Origin of the sequence: Streptomyces sp. NPDC093149, from assembly GCF_044754145.1 — a bacterium.
Taxonomy (GTDB): domain Bacteria; phylum Actinomycetota; class Actinomycetes; order Streptomycetales; family Streptomycetaceae; genus Streptomyces.
The window spans coordinates 307,421-332,041 of the sequence record NZ_JBIVON010000008.1; the positions used below are offsets into that span (position 1 = coordinate 307,421).

Below are 24,621 nucleotides of genomic sequence, written 5' to 3' on the forward strand. Positions count from 1 at the left end.
GTGGGCTCCAGTCGCTCTCGCCGACCGTGTGCCGTCCTCCTACCAGGTGACGGTGATCCGCTGAGGGCTGCGGGACGTGGTGCCGCGTCGCCACTCGATTTCTTCGGCCGGTCGTGCCAGCCGGAGGCCGGGAAAGCGGGCGGCGAGCCGGTGCAGGGACAGCTGGAGTTCGAGCCGCGCCAACCAGGCACCCAGGCAGTAGTGCGGACCGGCGCCGAACGACAGGGTGGGGGCCGCCAAGGGCGCGAACAGGTCGTCGAACGGCCGGGGCGGGAAGACATCGGGATCGCGATTGGCCATGCCGCAGTCGGCCATGACCACCGATCCCGCAGGGATGGTCACGCCGCCGACCTCCGCATCGGCGGCGGCGTGGCGCGCGGTCCCCCGGTCGTCGCCGAGCGGGACCAGGTGCAGCAACCGCTCGGCCACCGCCTCGGCGGCCCGCTCGTCCTCCCCGAGACGGGCCCAGCTCTCCGGCCGTTCGCCGAGCAGATAGAGCAGGGCGTTGCCCAGCATCGTCATGGTGCTGTCGTGCCCGCCCACCACCAGTCCGCACACGAGGTCGACCAACTGTCCCTCCGGGATGCCTCCCTCCTCATCGGCCGCCCGTACCAGCACACTGGTCAGGTCGTCCCCCGGTGCGTTTCTCCGTTCGGCCAGCAGCGCGGCTCCGAACGCGGCGAACTCCGCCAGCGCCGAGTCCATTTCCTCCTTGGGGTGGGAGCCGTCCGAGAACGCGTACTGGGTCCAGTGGCGCAGCCGCTGCCTCGCCGCGGTGTCGAGACCCATGAGCCGGCTGATCACCTCGACCGGGAGCGGCAGGGTGAAGGCGGCCACCAGATCCACCGGAGGGGCTCCGGCGGCGAGCTCGTCCAGGCGCTGTTCCACGATCGCGGCGATCCAGGGCCGCCATCGGGCGACGGCCCTCGGTGTGAAGGCGCGCCGCAGCGAGCGGCGCAGGCGCAGATGGTCCTCGCCGTCCTGGTTGAACATCAGATCCAGGCTCCCCACCAGACCGGCGTCCGCGGTCAGGGGCGGGGCGTCCGGTGTGTGGAGCCCCGCGCGTCCGAACCGGGTGTCGGTCAGGACCTTGCGCACGTCCTCGTACCGGCTCACCAGCCACGCCCGCGTCCCGTCGGGCAGGTCGACCTGCCTGGGTGGTCCGGGTGAGTCGAAGCCCAGACGGTGCAGAGGGAGAGTCGGCAGGCCGGTCGTCGCGTCGGTGTCGTCGGAGCGGGGCATGGGACCTCCAGGCGGGCACGGGTATGTCGGGGTGCTGGGCACGGTCGTGCGGGCGGGAAGAAGATGTCGGAGCAACGGGGGTTCAGAGTTCGACCAGCACCTTGCCCCGACTGGCTCCCGTGTCCTCGTAGAGGCTCCGATAGGCGTCCGGGATGTTTTCGAAGCCCTGGTGAAGGGTGTGCCCGCAGCGGATCTCGCCCCGCCGGACCCTGCCGCCGAGCTCGTCGTGGAGGGCGCGCCAGTTCTGTTCGGTGAACCATTCCAGCGAGAAGATGCCGCGCACCGATGTACGGGGAAACATGATGTACGGCAGCAGCCTCGGCCCGATGGCCTCCCGGCCGACCTGGGTGGCCCACTGCCAGCACACGGCCACCTGGCTTCCGACGTTGAGCATGGAGAACACGGCGTCGGTGACCGTGCCGCCCAGGTTGTCGAAGTACTTGTCGACCCCGTCCGGTGCGACCCAGGACAGAGCTTCGCGCACCGCGTCGCAGCTGTCCTTGTGGCGATAGACGACGACCGCGTCGAATCCCAGCTCGTCGAGGTAATCCGCCTTGTCCGCCGTCGAGGTGGTACCCACCACCCGTGCGCCGGCGAGCTTGGCCAGCTGCCCGACCAGTGACCCGACGGAGCCGGAGGCGCCGCTGATCACGACGGTGTCCCCGGGGCGGACGGACATGAACTTGGTCAGGGTGCCCCAGGCCGTCATCCCGGGGCCGCCCATGACGCTCAGCGCGGTGGGCAGCGGAAGGGCGTCGTCGTACCAGTTCGGGTCCAGGCGGCGGAAGGCCGGGAAGACCATCGGGAACGTACCGGTCTGCCACGGGGTCGCCGCGCCGTCGCTGATGAGATGGGTGCGCCAGCCGCCGAAGCCCTGCACCAGATCGCCGGGGCGGTGGGCCGCCCGTGGACCCGCTTCCAGCACCTCCATGATCGAGTCGGCCCCCATGTGGGCGCCGAGAGGGGTGTCCAGCGCGATGCCCTGGAGGTAGGGGTCCACCGATACGTAGCGCGTTCTCAGCAGCATCTCGTCCGGGGCGAGGTCGACGTCGAGCTCCTCCTCGACCAGCCCGTAGACCCTCTCGATGTCGGGGACGCCCTCGATGTGCTCACGTACCACCCATTTCCTGGTCCTCATCCCGTTCCCTTTCTGTCGACGGGGGACAACCGGTCGACCGTCGCGGACCGCGCGTCCGGCCGGGGGCCCACCGGAACGACGAGATGGGTGGGGGGCGGCCCGCTCTCGTCGACGGACGCGGTGAAGGTCCTGCCGTCGTCCCGGCAGATGAACTGCATGACGTGCCGGCCCGCCGCCGCCGCGCGGATCAGGCCGCCCGTCGTCGCCCATACGCCGGACTGGTAGAAGTTCCGCAGACCCGGCAGGCCGGGGCCGTGCTTCTTGATGAGTGTCTCCAGCGTCTCCCCGCTCTCCACGAACGGCTGCCACCCCAGCACCGTGCCGTCGTGGTTGCCCGTGTAGCGGACCTGTGTGAGCGGACTGGACACGTCGCGCACGGCGATCGCGTCGGTGATGCCGGGGTGGTGTCGTTCCAGGAACGCGACGAGCACGTCGCGGGCCTGCTTCTTCGCCGCGTAGTACCCGCGGCCGTGGCGCACCGGCAGCGTGTGGAGTCTCCGTCCGCCGCGGGTCCGGGTGGCCTGCTCGGGTCCTTCGTCCAGGGCCCGCCAGGGAGCGATGTCGCAGAAGTAGGTGACGTAGACGATGCTCGTCCCGCGCGGGGAGAGTTCCGGGTAGTGCCTGCTGCGGAACTGGACGTTGATGCTGGGATGGCGGATTCCGGTCAGATGGGCGGCTTCCGCCTCGTCGAGCAGATAGGTCGTGCAGGGGTCGGCGTCGGGGAAGTCGCGGCGCAGCCCGAGAAAGAGCGTGAAGTACCCGGGAAAGACCATGCCGGGCTGATGGATGGTTCGGGTGTAGAGGCGGCGGTAGGCATCGTCGAGGTAGCGGCCGCCGAGCAGGTCCATCATCGTGGTGCGGCCGTCGCAGGCCGAGACGACGATGTCGGCGCGCAGTTCGCTGCCGTCGCTCAGCTGTACGCCGACGGCATGGTCGTCCTCGACGAGTACCTTCTCGACCTTGGCGTTGTAGGTCACTTCGCCGCCGAGTCCGCGATAGCGCCGCTCGATGGACTCGGCCAGTCCGAGCGAACCGCCTTCGGGGACGCCGGCGGAGAGGTTCGCGTGCGAGGCGAGCTGGAAGTGGAAGGGCAGCACGGGGAACGCCGGGTGCTTCTCGTAGAGGATGAAGTTGAACGCCTCACGCAGCAGGGGGTCCCGGAACCTGGCGGAGTAGTCGGTCATCAGGACGCTGATGGATTTGCGCACGACGTTGAAGTACGGCACGAACGACGCCAGCATGCGCCAGCGCTCCGGCATCGACATCAGTCCGACGGGCTTGAGGAACGGATAGACCGCGAGGCACTTGCGGAATGTGCGCAATTGCTTGCAGAAGTCACGGATCAGAGCGGAATCGGCGGGCGAGATGTCCGTCAGATGCGCCTGAAGCCGGTCGGGGTCGGAGTAGAAGTACACGGCCCGCCCGCACCGGCCGCGCACGACGTTGAACACGTCGAAGTGCCGTACCTGCTTGCCCTGCAACGCGCCCAGCTCCAGCCAGATCTGGTGCATCTCGTTGCCGGGTCCGCTGCCCAGGAGCCAGCTGACGCAGGGGTCCAGTGTGAAGTCTCCGCGGTCCCAGGCCGTGCAGCAGCCGCCCGGCAGCTCGTGCATTTCCAGGATGTGGGTGCGGTAGCCGTTCATCAGGGCGTAGCAGCCGGTGGACAGGCCACCGAGCCCTGCTCCGATGATGATCATCGACTCGCGCCGGGTGCGCGGCATGAACCTGCTCCGTCTGCTGTTCATGTGCGGGTGCCCCCGTTCGCGGACCATTGGTCGAGCTGGGGCAGGTGGCCCAGCTTTCCGGGGTGCCAGGGTTCCTCCCCACGGCTCTCGGACGCCGTGAACCCGCGCCCCAGCTCGTCGCAGAGGTACTGGACGACGAAGCGGCCGGTCGACGCGGCACGGATCAGGCCGCCCATGCCGACCCACTGTCCGGCCATGGAGAAGCCGCGCAGGCCCGGCAGGCGCATGCGGTCCTTGCCGACGAGCCCGGCCGCGATGTCGTCGGCCTCGGAGAAGGCCTTCCAGGCCAGAATGGAACCGTCGTGATTGCCGGTGTAGCGCCGGGTCGTGACCGGGGAGGCGACGTCGACCAGCTCGATGCGCTCGGCCGTGCCCGGCAGGCGGCGCTCCAGGAATCCTCTGACGAAGTCGGCCACTTGGCGCTTCTGTGCCCGGTACTCCCTGCGGTCGGCGGTGCGCAGCGCCTTCCAGTGGGCGAAGTCGCTGAAGTAGGTGCAGTGGACCACCGATCTTCCGGGCGGGGCGAATCCGTCCGAGTAGCGGGAGCGCAGCTGGACCACCAGACTGCTCTGGAGCGCGCCGGGCAGTCGCGCGGCGTCCTCGGGGGAGAGCAGGTACGTGGTGCTGTGCGCCCGGTCGGGGCCCAGATCGCCCCGGATCCCGACGAAGGCCGAGACCACCGCGGGGAAGAGAGTGCCGGGGCGGTGCAGCAGGTCGTTGTACAGCTTGTCGATCCGCGGCCCGGTGAAACGGCCCTGCAGCAGGCCGTGGATCGTGGTGTGGCCGTCGCAGGCGGAGACGACGTGGTCGGCGTAGTACCGTCTGCCGTTGCGCAGTTCGATGCCGATGGCACGTCCGTCCTCGACCAGGATGCGTTCGACCCGTGCCCGGTAGCTGATCTCGCCGCCCAGAGCCGTGTACCGCTCCTCGATCGACCGGGCCAGGCCCAGCGAACCTCCTTGCGGGAAGCCGGCGTTGTGGTGATGGGCGCTGGCCATGTTGAACAGGTACGGGAGCAGCGGGAACCCTTCCGGGTCCTGGAAGAAGATGTTGCGGAACGCCCGGCGCAGCAGCGGGTCCTGGAACCGGTCGGCGAACGCGTGCATGGGAGTCGACGCCGTGCGCCAGAAGAGACGGAACGCAGGCAGGACGGTGCGCAGTGTCTCCACCCGCTCGCGCACGCTCCGCAGGGCCGGGGCGGTCAGGAAGGGGTACAGCTCGATGTCGATGAACCGCCGCAGATCGCGGCAGAACGAGCGGATCAGCCGGGCGTCGCCGGGCGACACGTCGAGCAGGTGGCGCTCCAGCCGGTCCGGGTCGTTGTAGAAGACCACTGCGCGGCCGGTCTCGTCGACGACCCGGTTGAACATCTCGAAGTTGGTGATGGTCTTGCCGTCGAGCGCTCCCAGTTCGCGCCACACCTGGTGGGCGTCGTTGCCCGTGGCCGTGCCGATGAGCCACTCGATGCAGTAGTCGAAGATGTAGCCGTCGCGCGACCAGGCCGTGCAACACCCGCCCGGCAGCACATGTTTCTCGAAGATGCGGGACCGCATTCCGTTCATCTGCGCGTAGCACCCGGTGGACATGCCGGCGACACCGGCGCCGATCACGATGACCCGGGGGCTGCCGTCCGCTCCCCGCTCACCTGCGCTCCACACGTCGCCCGTGTCACCGGCCATCGGCGCCGCCCTCCTGGAGGATGCCGCGCACGAGCTCGGCGTTGCGCGCCACGTGCTTGGGGTCGAGCATGTCGGCGTGGATTCCGGAGCCGCGCAGCACGGCCGTGGCCGTGGTGGAGCTGCCGTGCCAGGTGCCACGGGCGCCTGCGGCGTAGAGCGCGGTCTTCTCCTCGTCCGTGACCACGCTGACGGTCGCACGGACCGCGCCGAGGTTCGGTGTGCGGCCGCAGAACGCCAGGTACTCCGCGGCGTGTTCGAGGGTTTCGCGAGCGACGATCTCCGACCCGGTGTGCTTGCGCAGGTGTTCGGCCAGTTCCGCCTCGAAGATCTCGAAGTGATCGCGGCCGGGCTCGTAGGGTTCCAGGATGCGGTGCGAGTCGAGGACGATCACATGGACGACATCGCGTCCCCGGCATTCGAGTTCCTTGGCCACCTCGAACGCGAGGTTGCCGCCGAGGGAGTAGCCGAGCAGCAGGCAGCTGCCTTCGGGCCGCAGGGATTCGACGACGTCGGCGTAGTGGCCCACCTTGTTCTCGCCGGGGACGTAGTTGAAGGCGACCAGGCGGTACTCGGGCAGTTGGGCGGCAAAGGCTCGGTAGACGAGACCGTGGCCGCCGGCCGGCGGGAAGCAGAACACCGTCCGCTCCCGGTCGCCGTTGAAGCTGAGACAGGGCAGGTCGTCCGAGATCCCGCCGGTGGCGAGACGCTCCACCGTGGCGGCCATCCCGTGCAGGGTCGTGACCTGGTACAGCAGACTCACGGGAATGGCCACGCCGAATTCCTGCCGGAGCCGGTGAATGAGCTCGATCAGCTTGATGGAGCTGCCTCCGGCCTCGAAGAACTCGTGCGTCGGGTTGACCCGTTCCAGCCCGAGCAGCTCCTTCCAGTGCCTGGCCATGCTCACCTCGAAAGGTGTGGTGAGCCTCTCCTCCGGCTCGTCGCGTGCGTCGAATCGGGGAGTGGGGAGATTGGCGACATCGACCTTCCCGTTGGCGGTCAGGGGAAGTTCCGGCAGGGCGACGAAGTGCGAGGGGACCATGTACGCGGGCAGCAGCCCCGCGAGTCGCCGACGCAGCGCGTGCCGGTCGAGCGCTGTTCCTTCCGCCGGAACGCAGTAGGCACAGAGCACGTCCTCGCCCCGGGCGTCGGAGCGCACCGCGACGACCGCCCGGGCCAGCTGGGGCCACCGGGCGAGGTGGGCCTCGATCTCGCCGATCTCGATCCGATGGCCGCGCAGTTTGACCTGGTCGTCGACGCGCCCCAGCAGATGGACGAAGCCGTTCACGTCCCAGCGCGCCGCGTCGCCGCTCCGGTAGAGGCGTACGGGTTCGGCGCCCGGCTCCCGGCTCAGTGTCCGGGTCACGAAACGCTGGGCGGTCTGCGCGGGGTCCCCCGCGTAGCCGAGCGCGACACCGTCGCCACCGATCCACAGTTCGCCCGGCACCCCGGGCGGCACGGGCTCGCCGTGCTGATCGAGCACATGGAGCGTGCTGTTGCTCAGGGGGCGTCCGATCGGCACCGCCCGCCCGGGTTCCAGGTCGTCGACGGGACCCTCGAAGCAGGCGCTGTCGATGGTGGCCTCGGTGACCCCGTAGGAGTTGATGAGGCGCGTGCGCGGTCCGCACAGCTCGCGCAGGCGTCGGTACTCCCCCACCTTCCAGGCGTCGGACCCGACGACCAGCAGGCGCATGAAGTCCAGCCGGTGGCCTCCTCGTTCGCAGTGGTCCATGAGCGCCCGTACGACGGCGGGGACGAACTCCGCGCAGTCGACGTTCTCCTCCCGCATGGTCCGGTGGAGACGTTCGGTGTCGAAGAGCAGGTCCCGGTCGACCAGGACCAGATTGCCGCCCGAGCACAGTGCGCGCACCAGGTCCCCGGTGAAGACGTCGAACGACGGGGCCGCCATCTGGAGGTGGCCCCGCACGTCACGGTCCAGGCGGTACTCCTTCAGCCACGCTCCGTACGCCGAGGCGAGGTTCCGGTGACTGACCTGCACGGCCTTGGGGTGCCCGGTCGAGCCGGAGGTGTGGATGACGTACGCGGGCGAGTCGAGACCGGGCGCGTCCTCGGCGCCGGGCGCGGGCTCCCGCGGGTCGTCCGGGGCGGGCTCGGACTCGCGGAGCTCCCGCAGGGTCAGCGTCTCGGCCGGCAGCCCCGGCAGCCGGTCGCGGCAGGCATCGTCCTCGACGACCACGAGGGTGGCGGCCGCGGTCCGCACGGTGTGCGCGACCCGGTCGGCCGGATGGTCGGTCGGGACCGGGAGGTAGGCGCCTCCGGTCCTGAGGACGGCCAGCAGTACGACGACGAGGTCGGGCGTCTTCTCCAGGCACAGCGCCACCACCGATCCGGCACCGGCTCCCCGTCCCCGCAGCCGTCGTGCCATTTCTCCTGAGCGGCGGTCCAGTTCCGCGTACGTCAGCCGAAGGGCATTCCCGCGGCGTGCCGGCACCGTGACGGCGACGGCGTCCGGGCACCGGGCCGCGACCTCTTCGATCAGCTGATGCACCGGGCGGACCCGGCCCCTCTCCCACTCCCCCGCACCGGGCGGCAGAGCGAGGTGCCCGGCGCCGCTCCACTCGTGGACCAGCCGCTCACGCTCCTGGGCACCGAGCATCTCCAGGCGGGTGATGGGCCGTTCGGCCGGTGCCCGGGTCATGCTGTCGAGCAGTGTGGTGTAGTGCGTCGCCATCCGCTGCATGGTCTGAGGCAGGAACAGGTCGGTGTTGTACTTGAGGACACAGTGGAACCGACGCTCCGCCTCGTCCTCGTAGACGGAGAGCGTGACATCGAACTGCCCTTCCTCCTCGGGTAGTTCGATGTACTCCAGCCGATAGCCGTACTTCTCGGTGGCGACCTTGTGGGTCAGCAGGATGAACATCGCCTGGAACACCGCGGAGCGGCTGGGGTCGTGCTGGAGCCCCAGCTCGTCCACAAGCAGGACGAACGGGTACTCCTGGTTGTCGAGACCGCCCAGCACGGTCGCACGGACCCGCTGCAGCAGGGCGGCGACCGATGGTTCGCCGGAAAGGTCCGCGTACAGCGGGAGCGGGTTGACGAAGTAGCCGTAGACGGAGGCGAACTCCTGGTCGGTCCGGCCGGTCACGGGACTGCCCACGATGACGTCGTCCTGACCCGAACAGCGCTGGAGCAGTACGTAGTAGGCACTGAGCAGCACCATGAACGGGGTCACGTCGTGCGCGCGGGCCAGAGCGTGCACGCGGGCCGTGAGAGCCGCGTCCAGTACGAAGAACTCCGAGGCGCCGTTGTGTGTCTGCACGGCCGGACGGGGCTTGTCGACGGGCAGTTCCAGTACCGGCACCTCGGCGGGCAGGTGCGAGCGCCAGTAGTCGAGCATGCGGTGCGCCGCCGGACCGGCCAGGAAGCGGTTCTGTGCGTTGAGGAAGTCCAGATAGCGGGCCGTGACCGGCGGCAGCGAGGGCGCACGGCCTTGACGCAGCCCCTCGTACACCGCGAGGAGTTCCTCGATGAAGGTGAACGTCGAGATCGCGTCGGAGACGATGTGGTGGACCGCCTTCATGATCACCCAGCGGTCCGGGCCGCGCTTGAAGAGCCGGAAACGGAACAGCGGGTCGTGTTCGAGGTCGTACGGCCTGCGGTACTGGGCCACGATCGTCCGGTGGATCTCCTCCCACTCCTGGTCCTGCACGTCGAACAGCGCGACGTCCGGGCTCCGGTCCATGGACACCTGCTGCACGGGCACGCCGTCCACGGTGAGGAAGTTCGTCCGCAGCGCGGGGTGACGTCGCACCAGGCAGCGGACGGCCTCGAACATCAGGTCGGGTTCGAGAGCGACACGGACCTCGACCGCGCCGCCGATGTTGTACGCGTAGCCGTCGGGATCGAGCTGCCTGAGGAACCACAGGGCCTTCTGGTTCTGCGTCAGCGGATGGCGCAGCTCGTCGTCGAAGACCTCCACCGCGGCCTTGTCGTCACCATCGGTTTCCAGCGCCACCGCTTCGGCGAGAGCGTCGTGGAGCTGCCCGATCAGCTCGTCGACCGGACTGCCGCTCAGCAGGGCCACCACGGGCGGAGCGACGCCGAGTTCGGAGACGAGCCGGGCGCGCAGCTCCATCGCCAGGAGCGAGTCGAGTCCCAACGCGTTGAGGCCTGCCTGTGGGTCGATCTGATCGGTTCCCGTCCGCAGCACCGAGGAGGCCACTTCCGTGAACCGCCGGGTCACCAGCGCCAGGCGCTCGGTCGCGTCCGCGTCGCGGAAGGTGTCGAGAATGCCCTCCCCCGTGGCGTCGCCCGTGCCGGTGCCTGCCGTCGCGGCGAGGTCGGCCACCAGCGCGGGCGGCGATCCGTACCAGGCCAGGAACACCGGCCAGTCGACGACTGTCGCGACGAGCAACTGGGCCCGGTCCTGGCCCATGACACGCTCCAGGACCGCCATGCCCGTATCCGGTGAGAGCGAGCTCATCCCGCGGCTGCGGAGGTAGTGGTCGACGAGCCCGAGCTCTTCGATCATGCCGGTGGCCCACGGTCCCCAGTCCACGCTCAGCCCCGGCAGACCCAGTGCCCGACGGTGCTGGGCCAGCGCGTCGAGGAACGCGTTCCCGGCGGCGTAGTTGGTCTGGCCCGCCGTCGTCAGCAGTGACGCGATCGAGGCGAACAGGACGAAGTGGTCGAGCGGTTCGTCGCCGAGGTGCCGGTGGAGCAGATACGCGCCGATGGCCTTGGGATCGTGGGCCTCGGCGAAGGTGCGCCGGTCCATGTCCGCGACGAGTGTGTCGCGTACCCGGCCGGCCAGGTGGAACACCCCTCGTACGGGCGGCGGGGAGGTGCGCCGACGCGCGTCGAGCCAGGTCGTGAGCGCGGCCTCATCGGTGATGTCGAGCGGTGCCAGGACGATGCGCGCCCCGAGCGCCTCCAGCTCCTTGACGAAGGCCACGGCACGGCCCTCGGCTGTGTCGGGGTCGAGACCGCGCCAGGCGGAGCGCTCCGGGAGCGCGGTGCGTCCGATCAGGATCAGACCGCGCGCCCCGCGGCGTACGAGTGTCCGGCAGAGCAGTCTGCCGAGCGCACCGAAGGCACCGGTGACCAGGTAGTCGGCGTCGGCGCGCAGCCGCAGCGGAAGGGGACGCGTCAGCCCTTCGGCCCGCCGCATCCTGCTGGTGAGGCGGTGGTCGCCGCGCAGCGCGATCTCTTCCTCGTCATCGGTGAGGACCTCGTGCAGCAGCGCCCGGGCGTCGGCCCGGCATCCCTCGTCTCCTCCCCGGCCGGGATCCAGGTCGATCAGTTTGCCGCGGTGGGAGGTCAGCTCCTGATGTCTGAGCACGCGGCCGATCCCCCATGCGGGTGCCCCCAGGGGTTCGACGATCTCGCCGGGCTCGACGTGCTGCGCGCCGCGCGTCACGATGTGCAGCCGGCCTTCGGCTCCGTGGCGGAGCAGTGTCCGGGCGAGCGTGATCAGCGAGTACGCCCCCGTGCCGCTGTGCTGTACGAGGTCCTGCCGTGAAGCCTCCGCGAGGTGCGGCAGGTCGAGGTTCCACAGATGCACGATGGCTCCGAAGGACGGCCCACCGCTCCTGCCGGTCGCTCCTTCGCGGCCGTTGTCCCGGTCCTGGCCGCCCTCGCCCAGGTCGGCGAAGAGCCGTTCCAGATCCGCGGCCGATCCCGGCACGACCGTGAACTCCTGTCCGTCGTCTCCCTTTCGGTACACCTCACCCGGGCGCACAAGGCGGCAGCGCTCACCGCGCGCGGCGAGCAGGGCGCTCAGGGCATCGCCGACGCCCTGCCGATCGGCGAACACCAGCCAGTCGCCACCGCCCCCTGCCGCGGTCTCGGCTTCGGCCCCGATCGGGGCCTCGCCCTCGTCCCGTCCTTCGCCCGGGTCCTTGCCCGCCGCGGAATCGAGGGGTCTGTCGATCCACGTGGTCTCGGCGAGCCAGGAATCGATCGTGCCGAGGCCGACCGTCGTGGACGCCTTCTCCACATCGGCTGCGCGAAAGCCACCGATGCCGCCCAGGCACTCGCCGCCGTCCTCGTAGACGGCCATGTCCCCGACGAGCTCGTCCGCGCCGGCGCGGGTCACTGTGGCGTGCACCCAGATCGGCCGGTCCCCGACCGGGGCGAGGCACACCTCGTCGATGGACAGGGGCAACCGGATGCCGGAGGTCTGCCGGTCCGCGCCGCCGTCGAGGAGTTGCGTCGCGAGCAGGGACTGGAAGCAGCCGTCGAGCAGTACGGGGTGGATGTGGTGCCGGGCCGCGTCGTCTCCGATCACCGCCGGCGGGCGGAGCCGGGCGAGGACTTCGCCGGATCCGATCCACACCTCTTCGATGGTCCGGAACGCGGGGCCGTAGTGGTACCCCAGAGCGGCCAGCTCCGTGTAGCAGTCCGCCCCGTCCAGCCGGCGTCGGCAGCGTGCCGCGAGAGACGCGGTGTCGACGGGCGGGCCGGCGGGACGCGGCTGCCCGGAGCGCACGACACCGCTCGCGTGCACCGCCCGCTCACCCTCGCCCTCCTCCGCCGAGGCGATGGTGAACACGGCGTTCTGCGGCGAGAGCGTCAGGCGTACGGCCCGGTCCTCGCCCTCGGGCAGGAAGAGGGCCCTGCGGAGTTCGATGTCCGTGAGCACGGCGTGGGTGCCGCCGGTCAGGGAGCGGACCGCCTGCACGGCCATCTCCAGGTACCCCGCCGCCGGGAAGACGACGGTCGACTGGATGCGGTGGTCGTCGAGGTAGGGCAGCCGCTCGGTGTCGAGCGTCGTGTGCCACGTCGGTTCCGTGTGCGTCGTGCGGCGGCCCAGAAGGGGATGCTCGGTCCGGCCGAGGCGGACGTGCGCGACGGGGCCGGGCTCGGCCCAGTAGCGGTCGCGCTTCCACGGATAGCGGGGCAGGGCCACCGGAGCGCCCACCGGGTGCAGGGCGTCCCAGGCGACGGGGACGCCCACGTTGTGCAGCTCCGCCAGCGACGTCGCGAAGCGCTCCGGCTCGTTCTCGCGGCGGCGGATCGACGGAAGGGTGCGCACGGTCGTCCCTCTGCCGTCGAGGCACTCACGGATGGAGTGGCCGAGCACCGGATGCGGACCGATCTCCAGGAACAGGCCGAACCCGTCGTCGGCGAGCCGGTCGACAGCCGAGCGGAAGAGGACCGGGTGGCGGACGTTCTTCCACCAGTACTCCGCGTCCAGCTCGCTGCCGTGCGCCGTGCCCTCGTGGGCCGTCGGATACAGCGGAACCGTCGCCGCCCGGGGTTCGAGTCCGGCCAGGGATGTCAGCAGCTCGTCCTTGATCGCCTCCATGCCCGCGCTGTGGTACGGGACCTCTACCGTCAGGAGCTTGGCGAAGACCTGCTCGGACCGCAGCACGTCCGCAAGCTCGGCCAGTGCGTCGCGGTCCCCGGCCAGCGTCACCGCCGAGGGACTGTTGACCGCGGCCACCGACACCCGGTGCCCGTACGCCGCCGCCCGGAACCGCGCCTCCGCCTCCGGCAGGCTGACGGCGAGCATCGTGCCGGTCCCGGTCAGCCGCTGCTGGAGCCGACTGCGGTGCACCACGATGCGCGCCGCGTCCTCCAGGGTGTAGACGCCCGCTTCGTGGAAGGCGGCGATCTCGCCGGTGCTGTGGCCGACCACGGCATCGGGCCGCACACCGTACTGGCGCCACATGGCCGCGAGCCCCACCTGGACGGCGAAGTTGGCCGGCTGTGCGAGCCATGTCTCACCCATGCGCGAATCGGCTTCGTCCGCAGTCATTTCCGCGATCAGGGACCAGTCCGCGAACCTGCGGATGGCCTGATCGCAGCGGGTGACCGCCTCCCGGAACACCTCGTCGCCCTCGAACAGCTGGCGGCCCATTCCCCACCACTGCGGTCCCATGCCGGTGAACACCCAGACCAGACGGCGCCGTTCGACATCCAGCTGCCTTCCGTGGACGACCCGCGGGTGGGCTTCGCCCCGTTGGAAAGCGGCGAGCCCCTCGTCCAGTTCGGCACGTGAGGAGTACACGACGCAGAGCCGTGACTCGAGGTGCTGGCGGCGACGCGCAAGCGTGTATCCGAGATCGGTCGCCGACACCTCCGGCCCGTGGAAACCGGCCAGTTCGCGACGGATGCCCGCCGCCACCTCGGGCAGGACGTCCGGGGTCCGGGCGGTCAACGGAAGGATGTTCCAGGCCCGTTCGCGGCGCACGGCCTGCTGGGGTGCCCGCTCGGGTGCCTCCTCCAGTACGACATGGGCGTTCGTGCCGCCGAAGCCGAACGAGTTCACCCCGGCCCGTGCGGGGCCCTCGTGCTCGGGCCAGTCGGTAGGCTCGGTCGGGATCCGGTACGGGGAGGCCTCCCGGTCGATGGCGGTGTTGATCCGTTCCAGGTTGATGTGGGGCGGGATACGGCGATGCTTCAGGCAGAGAACGGTCTTGATCAGCCCGGCGATACCCGCTGCCGCCTCGGTGTGCCCGATGTTCGTCTTGACGGACCCGACGTAGCAGGGGGCGCCGGGCCTGCGTCCCACGGCGAGCGCCCGGCTCAGCGCGTTCGCCTCGATCGGATCGCCGACCGGGGTCGAGGTGCCGTGCGCTTCCACGTACTGCAGGGCGCCGGGGGTGATGCCCGCCGCGGCGCAGACGCGTTGGATGAGGCCGAACTGGGCGTCCTCGCTGGGCACGGTGATGCCATTGGTGCGGCCGTCCTGGTTGACCCCCGTACCGATGATCACCGCGTGGACGGGATCGCCGTCGCGTACGGCGTCGTCCAGCCGCTTGAGCGCGACCATTCCGGCGCCCTCGGCCCGCACATAGCCGTTGGCGGCGGCGTCGAACGTCCGCGAGCGGCCGTCGGGCGACAGGAATCCGCCCTTCGTCTCGGCGATGGTGTACTGGGGTGCCATGTGCAGCAGGACGCCACCGGCCAGTGCGAGATCGGTCTCGCGGTTGTGCAGGCTCTGACAGGCGAGGTGCACCGCCACCAGGGAGGAACTGCAGGCGGTGTCGATCGACAGGCTGGGGCCCCGGAAGTCGAAGCAGTGCGACAGACGGTTCGAGACCATCGTCATCATGGTGCCGGTGGCGGTGTGCGCGGCCAGTGAGGAGAAGCCCAGATCGGAGAACTGGAGGATCTTGTAGTCCAGTGTGAACGCGCCGACGAACACGGCGGTATCGCTGCCGGCGAGCTCCGAGGGCCGCTGGCCGCCGTCCTCCAACGCCTCCCACGCCACTTCCAGCAGCTTGCGCTGCTGGGGGTCCATATGGTCGGCCTCGCGCGGGCTGATACCGAAGAAGCCGGGGTCGAACTCGTCGAAACCCTCGATGTATCCGCCTCGGCCGCCGATCAGACGGCCGGGTTTCTCCTTGAACCGGCTGCGGAGCGTCGAGACGTCGTAGCGGTCGGCCGGTGTGGCGGTGATGCAGTCCTTGCCCTCCATGAGGTTCTGCCAGTAGGCGCGGTGGTCCGATGCGCCGCCGGGCAGTCGGCAGCCCATGCCGATGATCGCTACTTTGTCGCTCACAGAGGAACTGTTCACGTCGGGCAAGGTCGTACTCCTCGAGTCGTGGCGCCGCGACACGGCATGGATGCGGGAGGGGGTGCGGGGTCCCGGAAAGGCGAGGCAGCTCAGGCGGAACCGGGCCCGGCTCTCTTCGCGCGGCGCCAGGGGTGGAGAAGGCTGGTGGCGATATCGGCGGTCGGGGGGAACGAGGCGGGGTCACCGATCCCGACCGCGATCGGCTCCCGGCCGGGCCGCCAGGTGTAGCTGCCGAAGAGGTGGTCCCAGATGGACAGGTCCGATCCGTAGTGGCCCGCCTCGGACAGGTCGACGCTGTGGTGCAGGCGATGTTGTTCGGGGCTGGCGAGCACATGGTTGAACCGTCCGATATGGACGTCGATGTTGGCGTGGACGAAGTATCCCTGTGCGGCCACGAAAAGACCCACGACGAATACGGATTCCCGGGAGAATCCGATCGAGGCCAGAGCCAACTGCACAGCCCCCTGCGCGAGCATGATGTCGAAGACATGATTGACACCGTTATTGGCGACATTCACTTTCTGCGGCACGTGATGCACGCCGTGCAGTCGCCAGAATATCGAATTGGAGTGTCCGAGTCGGTGTACGAGATAGCTCGCCAGCGAACCCGTCAACAGAGCCGCCGGAATCTCTTCCCAGAGATGGGGTGCAGATTCGCCTGGCGCCACCGCCGAAACGGCGACGGTGACCAGATACTGCGCCAGGGCGCTGGCCGCCATCGTCAGCAGGAAGTAAACGCCGTACCAACGCCACTCGTCGGCGTTCGGGTGCCAGGCGCGCTGATGCGGAATCAGGCGTTCGAGAGCCGTGAGGTAGGAAATGGTGCCGAGCAGGAAGAGCGGGCTCACCCGGCCGGGATCCCAGTCCAGCCGGAGAGTGGCCGCGGCCACGGAGAACGTGGCCACCAACAGCAAGGGGTACGCCGATGCACGGAGGACGGCGCGCACCGAAAGCACGGCCGCACCCTCATTCCGTACCGGGCCGGAACCCGGGCCCGCATCACCACCGGGTGACTGCTCGCCATTTTCCATCCACAACACCTTTACAAAGGACCAGCAAAGAGAAATACCCAGACCGTGAAGCAGGCCGCACAAGAGGAACTGACGGCTTCCTGCAGGCGCACGGAACCGGAATGACCGACACCGTTGGTCACGCGCGCAGGAATTCGCACCTGGGACTGATGTGAACCGTGTTACGGACCTTGTGAACTTGAGCGGGACCAGCGGGCGACCTCGCTCTGTTTCCATTTCCCGTCCCGACGCCCTCAACCGTCGGATTCCAGCCTCGTCGCGCCACTCCGGACACCCTCGACCGGTTTCGCCACCTCGTTTGATTTCCCATGGCGAGGGAGGACCAGCCGGGCGGAATGCGAATAATTCGACCAGCCGGCAAGCGAGTTGCTAATAACATTGATAATCTATTGAGACTTTATAATTCGACCCGTCGGACGGAGGTTCTTCGCGCGTCCGGCGCGGCTCCCGAGGGCCTGGAAATGAGGCCGGCACACCGCAACGGCCTTCCGCTGTCGGCCGGGATCCCGCTCGTCCCGCCCAGGATGTCGGCGAGGCCTCGCTCCGGTTCCGGCGACGCGGCGGCGCACATGGCACCACCTCGCTCACCCCGGCGTCGGGCGGATGGTGCGCGGGAGACAGTCGGCTCCGCCGTGGCTCATAAGTACCGGATCCGGAGCACCAATGGGGGTCGACAGCAGCCGCGTTCCCGCCACCGGCCGCCGCATGACGTGTGAGACGCCCTCGCTGATGGGCCCCGGCGGCCGTGCGACGCGATGTGCTCGCTTCCCGCGCCCCCGACCACCCGGCCTGCATCCGGTACCGTCCGGACGGCGGGCGGCGTCGGCTACGGGACAGCCCTTACGGCCTGATCCACTGTCTGTCGTGCACCAGGCCGTTGGTCCTGGAACGGCCTACCGGCTCCGCAGGGCGGCGGTGACGGCTTCCAGAACCTCGATGGGCCGCAGCAGATCCGTGTAGCCGATCGGCGGTCGGCCCGTACGCGCCATCTCCAGGAACGCTTCCAGTCCCGGCACGCAGTAGTTCGCGTCGAGGGCGAGAGTCTGCTGGACCATGGTGTCCTGAGTGAACGTCATTCCGTGGAACGGGATCTGGTGCGTTGTGGTCGGTTCGACGAAGTTCACGACGACGCGGGTGCCGCCGGCGGTGAATGACGCGGTGACGGTGGTGTCAGTGGTGTCCGTGCGAATGTCGCGGATCTCGCCGGGGGCGAGCCGGAGAGCGAGATCCACCGGGTGGATGCCGTAGAAGAAGATCCCGCCGTACTCGCCATCGGGGTCGGCGGGACCCGACGTCACCACCACGTGCGGCGGCCCGCCGCGGGCGGACCGGGACGCCAGCGCGTCGGCGTCGGGAATCCAGCGGAGCGCCGAGAACGACGTGAGCGGCGCGTCGTGGGCGAGCGCGGTGTCGATGATGGCTCGGGCGTCCTCCACGGTGCAGGCCAGCGGCTTGTCGACGAATACCGGAAGCCCTTCCGCCAGGAAGGGGATCGCCTGGTCCCGGTGGTGCGCGCCGTGCCGGTCGGCGACGATGACGGCGTCCACCAGCCCGAGCAGGTCGGCGGGTTCGTCGACGATCTTCGCTATCCCGCCGGTGGACGCCAGTGCCTCGTTGCGCCGACCGCGCCCGCCGCTGAGGGCCACGACGCGCGCGTCGCCGCCCGCGTCGTGAACGTTGAGATGGCCGACGATGTGGTCGACATGGCTGTTCTCGGTGCCAACGATCCCGATGCGCATCGGGAGAGGTTACCTTCACGGTGACGTGCCCGGTCAGGGCGCTCCCTCGCTCGTCAAGAGGCCACCCCCGGCGCCGTGTACGCCTCCGTCGCCGCTCGGCCGGCCCCTGGGGTCGCCCGCCGCGGCTTCAGGCGAGGGCCTGCGCCAGGACGGCGGCCGTCTCGGCGACCACGTGATCGTCCGCCTCGGCGTCGGCGTCGCGCTTGGTGGACAGGACTGCCAGCACGATCGGCCCCCGGCCCGGTTGCCAGGCGATACCCACGTCGTTCGCGGTCCCGTATCTGCCGGTGCCGGTCTTGTCGCCGACGGTCCAGCCGTCGGGAAGACCCGCGCGCAGGCGCTTGCCACCCGTCGTGTTGGCCAGCAGCCACCCCGTCAATCGCTTCCGGTCCCCTGTCTCCAGGGCGCGCCCGAGGACGAGCCGTGCGTAGGTCTCGCCGATCGCGCGTGGACTGGTGGTGTCGGTCGCACGGCCTGGCTCCGCCGAGTTCAGTTCCGGCTCCCATCGGTCCAGCCGGGTCACCGTGTCTCCGATCGACCGGCAGAAGCGAGTGACGGACCTCGGTCCGCCGAGTTCCTCCAGCAGGAGGTTCGCCGCGGTGTTGTCGCTGAACGAGATGGCGGCCCCGCACAGGGCGTCCACCGTCATCCCGTGCGCGAGATTCTCCGGTTCACCCGTCACCGGCGCGCCCTTCGCCCTCTCGATGTCCTGTTCCGTGTAGTGAATGACTCTCGACAGGAACGTGCCGTCGTGGTCCAGGTCCCTCAGGACGGCCCCGACGGCCAGCGTCTTGAAGACCGAACACATGGGGAAGCGCTCATCGCCCCGATGGGCGACGCTCCTGCCCGTCACCGCGTTCCACCCGAACACCCCCAGCCGAACGGCATGTTCCCGCTCCAGGGCCCGCAGCTTCCGCTCCGTCGCGTCCCCCGGCCCGACGGCGTACGCGGCCGAGGTCATGGGGCCTGCGGCCAGCGCGGCTCCCAGACCCCCGGCGAGTACTGCACGGCGTGACGCGTTCCTGTTCGGGCTCAAGGTCTCCGCCCCTCCTTCTCGTTCACCTGCACTTCCTGCCCATGACGTGCCGCGCGAGCCCGCCGGTTGCACGCGTCGGCAACCAGGCCCGGTTCAGGCCCCGTTCGCCCGGCGGAGCGCCGCCGGTGCTGCCACTCCGGCCGAAACCGTGCGGGCGACGCACCCTCGGTCCACGTCCGCCCTTTCTCCGAGCGCGCGGTCGGCGCGTGCGACGCTCGGCGCACTTCCGCCGCACCGCGGCTTCGAGGCGGTCGACGGCCCGGGGGTCGGGTCCCGACGTGCGGACGGTGTGTTCCGGCTCGGCCGAAATGCCCGATGGACATGACCAAGTGCCCTGGATACCCTCGAACTTGGTCTAGACCTAGTGGGGTGGAGTGCACCCGCCCCACTCGTCTCGCGCACCCCCACACCTCCCTCAGGAGCGAAGCATGCGCAGAAGGATCACCTCGTTACTGCTCGGGCTCGGCATCGCCGGAGCCTCCGTCCTCGTCACCGGCGGCAGCGCCCAGAGCCATGGCTACACCGACGCCCCCATCAGTCGTCAGCAGCTCTGCGGCAATGGGACCGTGCGCAAATGCGGCCAGATCCAGTGGGAACCGCCGAGCGTCGAGGGCCCGAAGGGCTTCCCTGCCCGAGGCCCTGTGGACGGCACGATCTGCTCCGGCGGTATCGGCCGGTTCTCCGAGCTCGACGACCCGCGCGGCGGCGCCTGGCCCGCGACCGAGGTCACCGGCGGGCAGAGCTACACCTTCCGTTGGCAGATCGAGGCACGGCACGCCACGACCGACTTCCGTTACTACATCACCAAGGACGGTTACGACCCCACCAAGCCCCTCACCCGGGCCGACCTGGATCCGCAGCCGTTCCTGACCGTGCCCTTCGGCGGCCGTCTGCCGGGTTCCACGGTCAGCCACTCCGGCGTCCTGCCCCAGAAGTCGGGAAAGCACCTGATCCTCGGTGTCTGGACGATCGCCGACACCGGTAACGCCTTCTACGCCTGCTCGGACGTGACCTTCTGAGCCGCAGCCCGCAGGCCGCACCCGTACCCGCACCGGTTCGATGAGCGTGCGGTCCTCACGGATGAGGACCGCACGCCCCGGTCACCGCACCGATGACGAGATCCGGTACGGCACGCGGCCGACAGCGGAAGTCTCCCTCGTGCCGGGCGCATGCGGGACATCCAGCCGCACGGCGAGGTGCCGCGGCCGTCGCCGGGCGCCCCGAGCGGGAGGGACGGCCCTCAGCCGGTGAGCGCCTCGGTGATCTGACGGGTGGTCTGCGCGGCGACCCGGGGGTCGACGGCGGCGTAGGAGGTGTATGCGTTCAGGCCGGTGGCCAGGGCCCAGCCGCGGCCCCGGGTCCAGGTCGCATCGTCCACCCCCAGCTCGGCGCGGAACACGGCCCGGCTCCGGTCCGACAGCAGAGTGAAGGCAATGGTCAGGTCGCAGGACGGGTCGCCCACACCGAGCTCGCCGAAGTCGATGACCGCGCTGAGCTCGCCGTCGGTCGTCAGGAGGTTGCCGGTATGGAAGTCGCCGTGGCACCAGACCGAAGGGCGGTCCCACTCGGGGGCGTTCAGCGCCGCTTCCCACAACTCGGTCATGGCCCCGGCGTCGAACAGTCCGTCGACCTCCGCGATCGCGGTCCGAGTGGCGCGGTCCCGGTCGGCCGGCGGGCGTAGCGTCAGATCACCGCGGGCATCCTCTCCCGGCGCGATCCGCTGAAGGGCCGCCAGGAACGCGGCCAGTGCGACGGCGGTGTCCGTCGAATCGGCCAGCGCCTCGACGGTCGCCGCCTCGCCGTCCAGCCAACGAGAGACCGCCCACGGCCATGGATAGCCGAAGTCGGGCCGTCCCACCCCCACCGGAATCGGAACGGCGAGCGGCAGATGCGGGGCGAGTCGGGGCAGCCATGCGGACTCCTTGACGGCCTGGTTGCCGGCCCCGGCATGACGGGGCAGCCGGACGGACAGTTCCTCGCCCAGCCGGTGGATCACATGGTCCGAGCCCGCCGGGTCGAGCAGTCGCAGGGGCAGCCCGGCCCACTGCGGGAACTGCGTGTCGACCAGGATCCTGACCAGTGCGGCATCGATCACGGGGCTGGGGTCCGTGGCTTCCTCGGTCGTCAAGACGCCTCCGTCGTCCGGCCCGCTCCATGCGGCGGGCAGTCCAAGTCATCACAGTGCGTGGCAAGGCGTCTGTCGACCGGATATCGGCCACGCACCTGCGCCCGACCGGGCGGCGACCGGACGGTTCGAGCCCGGGGCGCGGCGGTCCCGGGCGACGGGGCCGGTCCGGGTGCCGTCGGGGCGGGATCCGCTCGCACGGCCCATGACCGTGGCGGCGCGGATCCGTGAGACGTGCCGACGCCGGTGTCCCCGTCATTCGGCTGTGGCGAGCCGGTCCTGTGGATGGACGGTGACGAGAGCGATCCCCCCGCAGCACACCGCGAGCAGCAGCAGTTCGGTGACCGACGGCGCGGGCGCGGTGTTCAGCGCCCAGTCGCCGAGGCGCACCGTGAACGGGACGGCCAGCTGCACAGCGGCCGTGAAGACCGGGCCGCGCAGCAGGATGAGCCGGTGTTGTACGAGGTAGGCGGGCGCGTAGAGGGCCGCGCCCAGCACGACGACACCGCCGGTCGCAACGGGTGTCGGCGGGTGGGCGATCAGCGCGGGCAGTGCCATCGGGAGCAGCAGACAGGTGGCGGCGGCGAGCAGCACGGGCAGTACGGCGAGGGGCGGCAGCCCCGCCAGCCGTTCCCGGTACAGGAACCCGTACACCGCGAAGGCCGAGGTCGCGGCCGCCACCATCAGCAGTCCCTCTCCGTCCAGATCTCCCGTGTCCGCGCCGAGCGCCGCGTACCCGGCGGCCGCCGCACAGGCCAGGATCGCCCCCGTCGCCTTGCGCGGCCCGGACCGTTCCCCGAAGAACACCGCGCCCACCGCCACCGAGACGCACGGCATCAGTGCGACGACAAGGTTGGTCAGCGACGTTCCGATGCGCGGGATCGCGAGGAGGGTGCCGGCCGCGTAACCGGCGAAGCCGAGCAGGCCCAGCAGCCACACGGTGGCGGGGCGGGCGGCGGCCCGGCGCAGATCGGCCCGGCCGGCCGCGCTGGAGGCGGCGACGGCGGTGAGCACCGCGCAGCAGACCGCTGTGCGGCCCACGGCGACGATCAGCGGATCCGTCCCGGCGACCAGGGCGCCGGAGAGCAGCCAGGTCCCGGCGAGCAGCAGGACGAGAGCACCCGGCACAGCACGGCCTTTCCGCAGGCGGTCGGAGGACGGACGGCGGAGCTCGGGCCGGCAGTTGCCCGGTCCCCCGTGGCCGCCACCCGCCCGACGGCTGCCACGGCTCTCGTCCACCCCGGGGAGCCCTGGCTCGGATCACCATCATGGTGTGCCCGGACACAGCCGTCCACCGGTTCGTACCCCCTGGCACGGTTTCACTCCGGCCAGGGGGAATCCAGGATGGTGTCCACGAAGTCGCCCCGCTCGAATCCGGGAGTGTACCGCTGCAGGACGTCGGCCTTCACATTGCCGAAGGTGGTGTCCGGCTTGCGTTCGATGCCCTCGGTGAAGGCCCGGAGAATGCGCTGCTTGAAGTCGGGGCGGGGATGCAGGGCGACGATCGAGTCGCGGTCCGCGTCGCTGATGTCCCTGTACCCGATGCCGAGCACGTCGTACTCCACCCCCGCGGTCACGAGGGCGACCTCGGGTTCCATGTACTGGGGGATTCCCGGTGTCGTGTGGAGCGCGATCGACGTCCAGACGCGACGGATGCTGTCCTCGGGAACGCCGTGGCCCTGCAGGAATCTCCGTGCCTCGTCGGCGCCGTCCACCTCGAACCGGCGCCCGCTGTTCCGGAACTCCTCGTTCAGGCCCAGGTCGTGGAACATGGCCCCGATGTAGAGCAGTTCCGGATCGAAGCCCAGGTTCCTGTTGCGGCCCTGCAGGCTGCCGAAGAAGTAGACCCGGCGGGAGTGGTGGTAGATCAGGTCGTCGGTCGCGTCGCGCACCAGTTCCGTGGCCTCGGCGGCCAGTCGGGTGTCGGGCACCGTCACTCCGGTGACGGATGCGACGTCGGCGCTGCTGGTCATATGGACTCCTTCTTCGTACGCCATGTCGGTCTGCTCGTCCGGATGTCCGGGTCTACGCGTGCGAGTCTCCAGCCGGTGGCCCCTCTCCGCCGGACCGGCCGTCGGCGGCGTCCCCCCTGTCCGCCAGCGAGAGATGGAGATGGGCCAGGTCGTGCGGGACGGGCCCGTCGTGACGGAAGAGGGGCGGGCTCTCCCCGTCGGCGGCCGTCGCCGGGGCGTCCGTGAGGCGCAGACGTGTGCGCAGCCGCCCGTAGAAGTCGTGCGGGCCGAGCCTGATGACGCGCAGACGACGCGGTGCCGCGTACACCCCGAGCCAGTCTCCGGCGTGCAGTACGCCTCGCAGCTGACCGTCGATCGTGACCGCGCCCTGCCCGGAATGGGCCAGGACCCGCACCGCGACCGGTTCGTCCGGGGCGACGACGACAGTGCGGTTGAACGTCATGTGGGGTGCGACGGGTGTGAAGAGGACGGCGTCCATGCGGGGTGAGACCACCGGGCCGCCCGCGGCGAAGCTGTAGGCGGTCGACCCGGTGGGCGTCGCCATGATCACGGCGTCGGCCGAGTACGAGGCGAGGAGCCGACCGCCGATGTAGACACCGAGACTCACCTGCCGGTCGCGCGCGAGTTTCTCGACGACGACGTCGTTCAGAGCCGTGACGTCCAGCGCCACGCCCCAGCCCTCCGCCGCGGCCTCGGCCTCCCGGTCGACCTGGGGAGGCGGCAGCATCGGGCGCCGTCCGTACCCCATCAGGGCGTCGATGTCCTTGGGCACTTCGAGTACGCGGGAGGCCCGCATCGTCAGCGTCATGCGCTCCTCGACATCGGCCCGCCCGTGGTGGACGGCATCGAGCGCCCGGACGACGTCGGCGGCCGGCACCTCGGTCAGGAAGCCGACCCGGCCCAGGTCGATCCCGAGGACGGCGGCACGGTTCTTGGCCGCGATCCGGGCACCGCGCAGAAATGTTCCGTCGCCGCCGAGCGTCACGATGAGATCGGGGTTGCCCGCGACATCCGCCTCCTCACGGCCGCCGCGCCGCCGTGCGTCGTCACGCCACACGTCGATCTCCATGCACGGAATGCCTTCGCCCGCGCACCAGCCGCGTACGACGTGTTCCGTGGCGACGGCCTCGGGGCGGCCCCGGTGGACAACGACTCCCACCCGCTCGACACTCATCCCGCTCCGACTCCCCGTGTTCCGACGATGTGGCGACGTCCTGGTCCCACCTTGACCGTTCAGGGGTGCGCCTGCCCGGTCGCCGGGCCGAGGGGGCGGTCCCCGGTCAGGCGATCGGACCCCGGGGCGACCCGCCCGCGTCGAGGGCAGACTGGTGGGGAAGGGTTTGTCCGCTCTTCATCTACGGGACGCGGCCGAGTCCACCCGGTGACCCCCACGGTTGCGCCCCACACGGCGCGTGTTCGTCACTTCCGT

General features: G+C 70.1%; 13 protein-coding genes. 1 reads left to right on the forward strand and 12 read right to left on the reverse strand.

Going from position 1 to position 24,621, the window contains the following annotated elements:
• Nucleotides 1–39 precede the first annotated feature (39 nt).
• From ACIQCZ_RS24915 to bla, 8 genes are all read right to left on the reverse strand, one after another.
• Entirely contained in the window at nt 40–1,242 is a 1,203-nt protein-coding gene (locus ACIQCZ_RS24915; RefSeq protein WP_402284892.1) for a cytochrome P450, read from the reverse strand.
• A gap of 82 nt (nt 1,243–1,324) precedes the next feature.
• Complete coding sequence (locus ACIQCZ_RS24920) at nt 1,325–2,380, reverse strand: MDR family NADP-dependent oxidoreductase (RefSeq protein WP_402284893.1); 1,056 nt, start codon at nt 2,378–2,380, stop codon at nt 1,325–1,327.
• Nucleotides 2,377–4,101, reverse strand: coding sequence for a phytoene desaturase family protein (locus ACIQCZ_RS24925; RefSeq protein WP_402284894.1), 1,725 nt, complete (start codon nt 4,099–4,101; stop codon nt 2,377–2,379). Before ACIQCZ_RS24925 ends, ACIQCZ_RS24920 begins: the two co-directional genes overlap by 4 nt.
• A gap of 20 nt (nt 4,102–4,121) precedes the next feature.
• Nucleotides 4,122–5,804, reverse strand: a complete 1,683-nt coding sequence (locus tag ACIQCZ_RS24930; RefSeq protein ID WP_402284895.1) for a phytoene desaturase family protein — start codon at nt 5,802–5,804, stop codon at nt 4,122–4,124.
• Nucleotides 5,794–15,297 carry an amino acid adenylation domain-containing protein gene (locus ACIQCZ_RS24935; protein ID WP_402284896.1) on the reverse strand — a complete coding sequence of 3,168 codons (9,504 nt, stop codon included), beginning with the start codon at nt 15,295–15,297 and terminating at the stop codon, nt 5,794–5,796. The genes ACIQCZ_RS24930 and ACIQCZ_RS24935 overlap by 11 nt, the downstream gene beginning before the upstream one ends.
• Before the next feature lie 80 nt (nt 15,298–15,377).
• Nucleotides 15,378–16,319 (reverse strand): sterol desaturase family protein, encoded by a 942-nt coding sequence (locus tag ACIQCZ_RS24940; RefSeq protein ID WP_402284897.1) that lies wholly within the window; start codon nt 16,317–16,319, stop codon nt 15,378–15,380.
• Nucleotides 16,320–17,212: 893 nt separating this feature from the next.
• The gene (locus ACIQCZ_RS24945; protein ID WP_402284898.1) at nt 17,213–18,058 is read right to left on the reverse strand and encodes a Gfo/Idh/MocA family protein; all 846 of its coding nucleotides are present in this window, start codon (nt 18,056–18,058) and stop codon (nt 17,213–17,215) included.
• A 127-nt stretch (nt 18,059–18,185) separates the two neighbouring features.
• Nucleotides 18,186–19,019, reverse strand: a complete 834-nt coding sequence (gene bla / locus ACIQCZ_RS24950; protein ID WP_402285080.1) for a class A beta-lactamase — start codon at nt 19,017–19,019, stop codon at nt 18,186–18,188.
• Between the two features lie 503 nt (nt 19,020–19,522).
• Here bla and ACIQCZ_RS24955 point away from each other — a divergent pair.
• Entirely contained in the window at nt 19,523–20,113 is a 591-nt protein-coding gene (locus ACIQCZ_RS24955; protein ID WP_402284899.1) for a lytic polysaccharide monooxygenase, read from the forward strand.
• A 221-nt stretch (nt 20,114–20,334) separates the two neighbouring features.
• Here the strand turns inward: ACIQCZ_RS24955 and ACIQCZ_RS24960 are convergent, their stop codons facing one another.
• From ACIQCZ_RS24960 to ACIQCZ_RS24975, 4 genes are all read right to left on the reverse strand, one after another.
• Complete coding sequence (locus tag ACIQCZ_RS24960; protein WP_402284900.1) at nt 20,335–21,222, reverse strand: aminoglycoside phosphotransferase family protein; 888 nt, start codon at nt 21,220–21,222, stop codon at nt 20,335–20,337.
• A gap of 252 nt (nt 21,223–21,474) precedes the next feature.
• Entirely contained in the window at nt 21,475–22,347 is an 873-nt protein-coding gene (locus tag ACIQCZ_RS24965) for an EamA family transporter (RefSeq protein WP_402284901.1), read from the reverse strand.
• Between the two features lie 191 nt (nt 22,348–22,538).
• On the reverse strand, nt 22,539–23,192 hold the full coding sequence (locus ACIQCZ_RS24970) for an HD domain-containing protein (protein ID WP_402284902.1): 654 nt from the start codon (nt 23,190–23,192) through the stop codon (nt 22,539–22,541).
• A 52-nt stretch (nt 23,193–23,244) separates the two neighbouring features.
• Nucleotides 23,245–24,366 carry an NAD(+)/NADH kinase gene (locus ACIQCZ_RS24975; RefSeq protein ID WP_402284904.1) on the reverse strand — a complete coding sequence of 374 codons (1,122 nt, stop codon included), beginning with the start codon at nt 24,364–24,366 and terminating at the stop codon, nt 23,245–23,247.
• Nucleotides 24,367–24,621 lie beyond the last annotated feature (255 nt).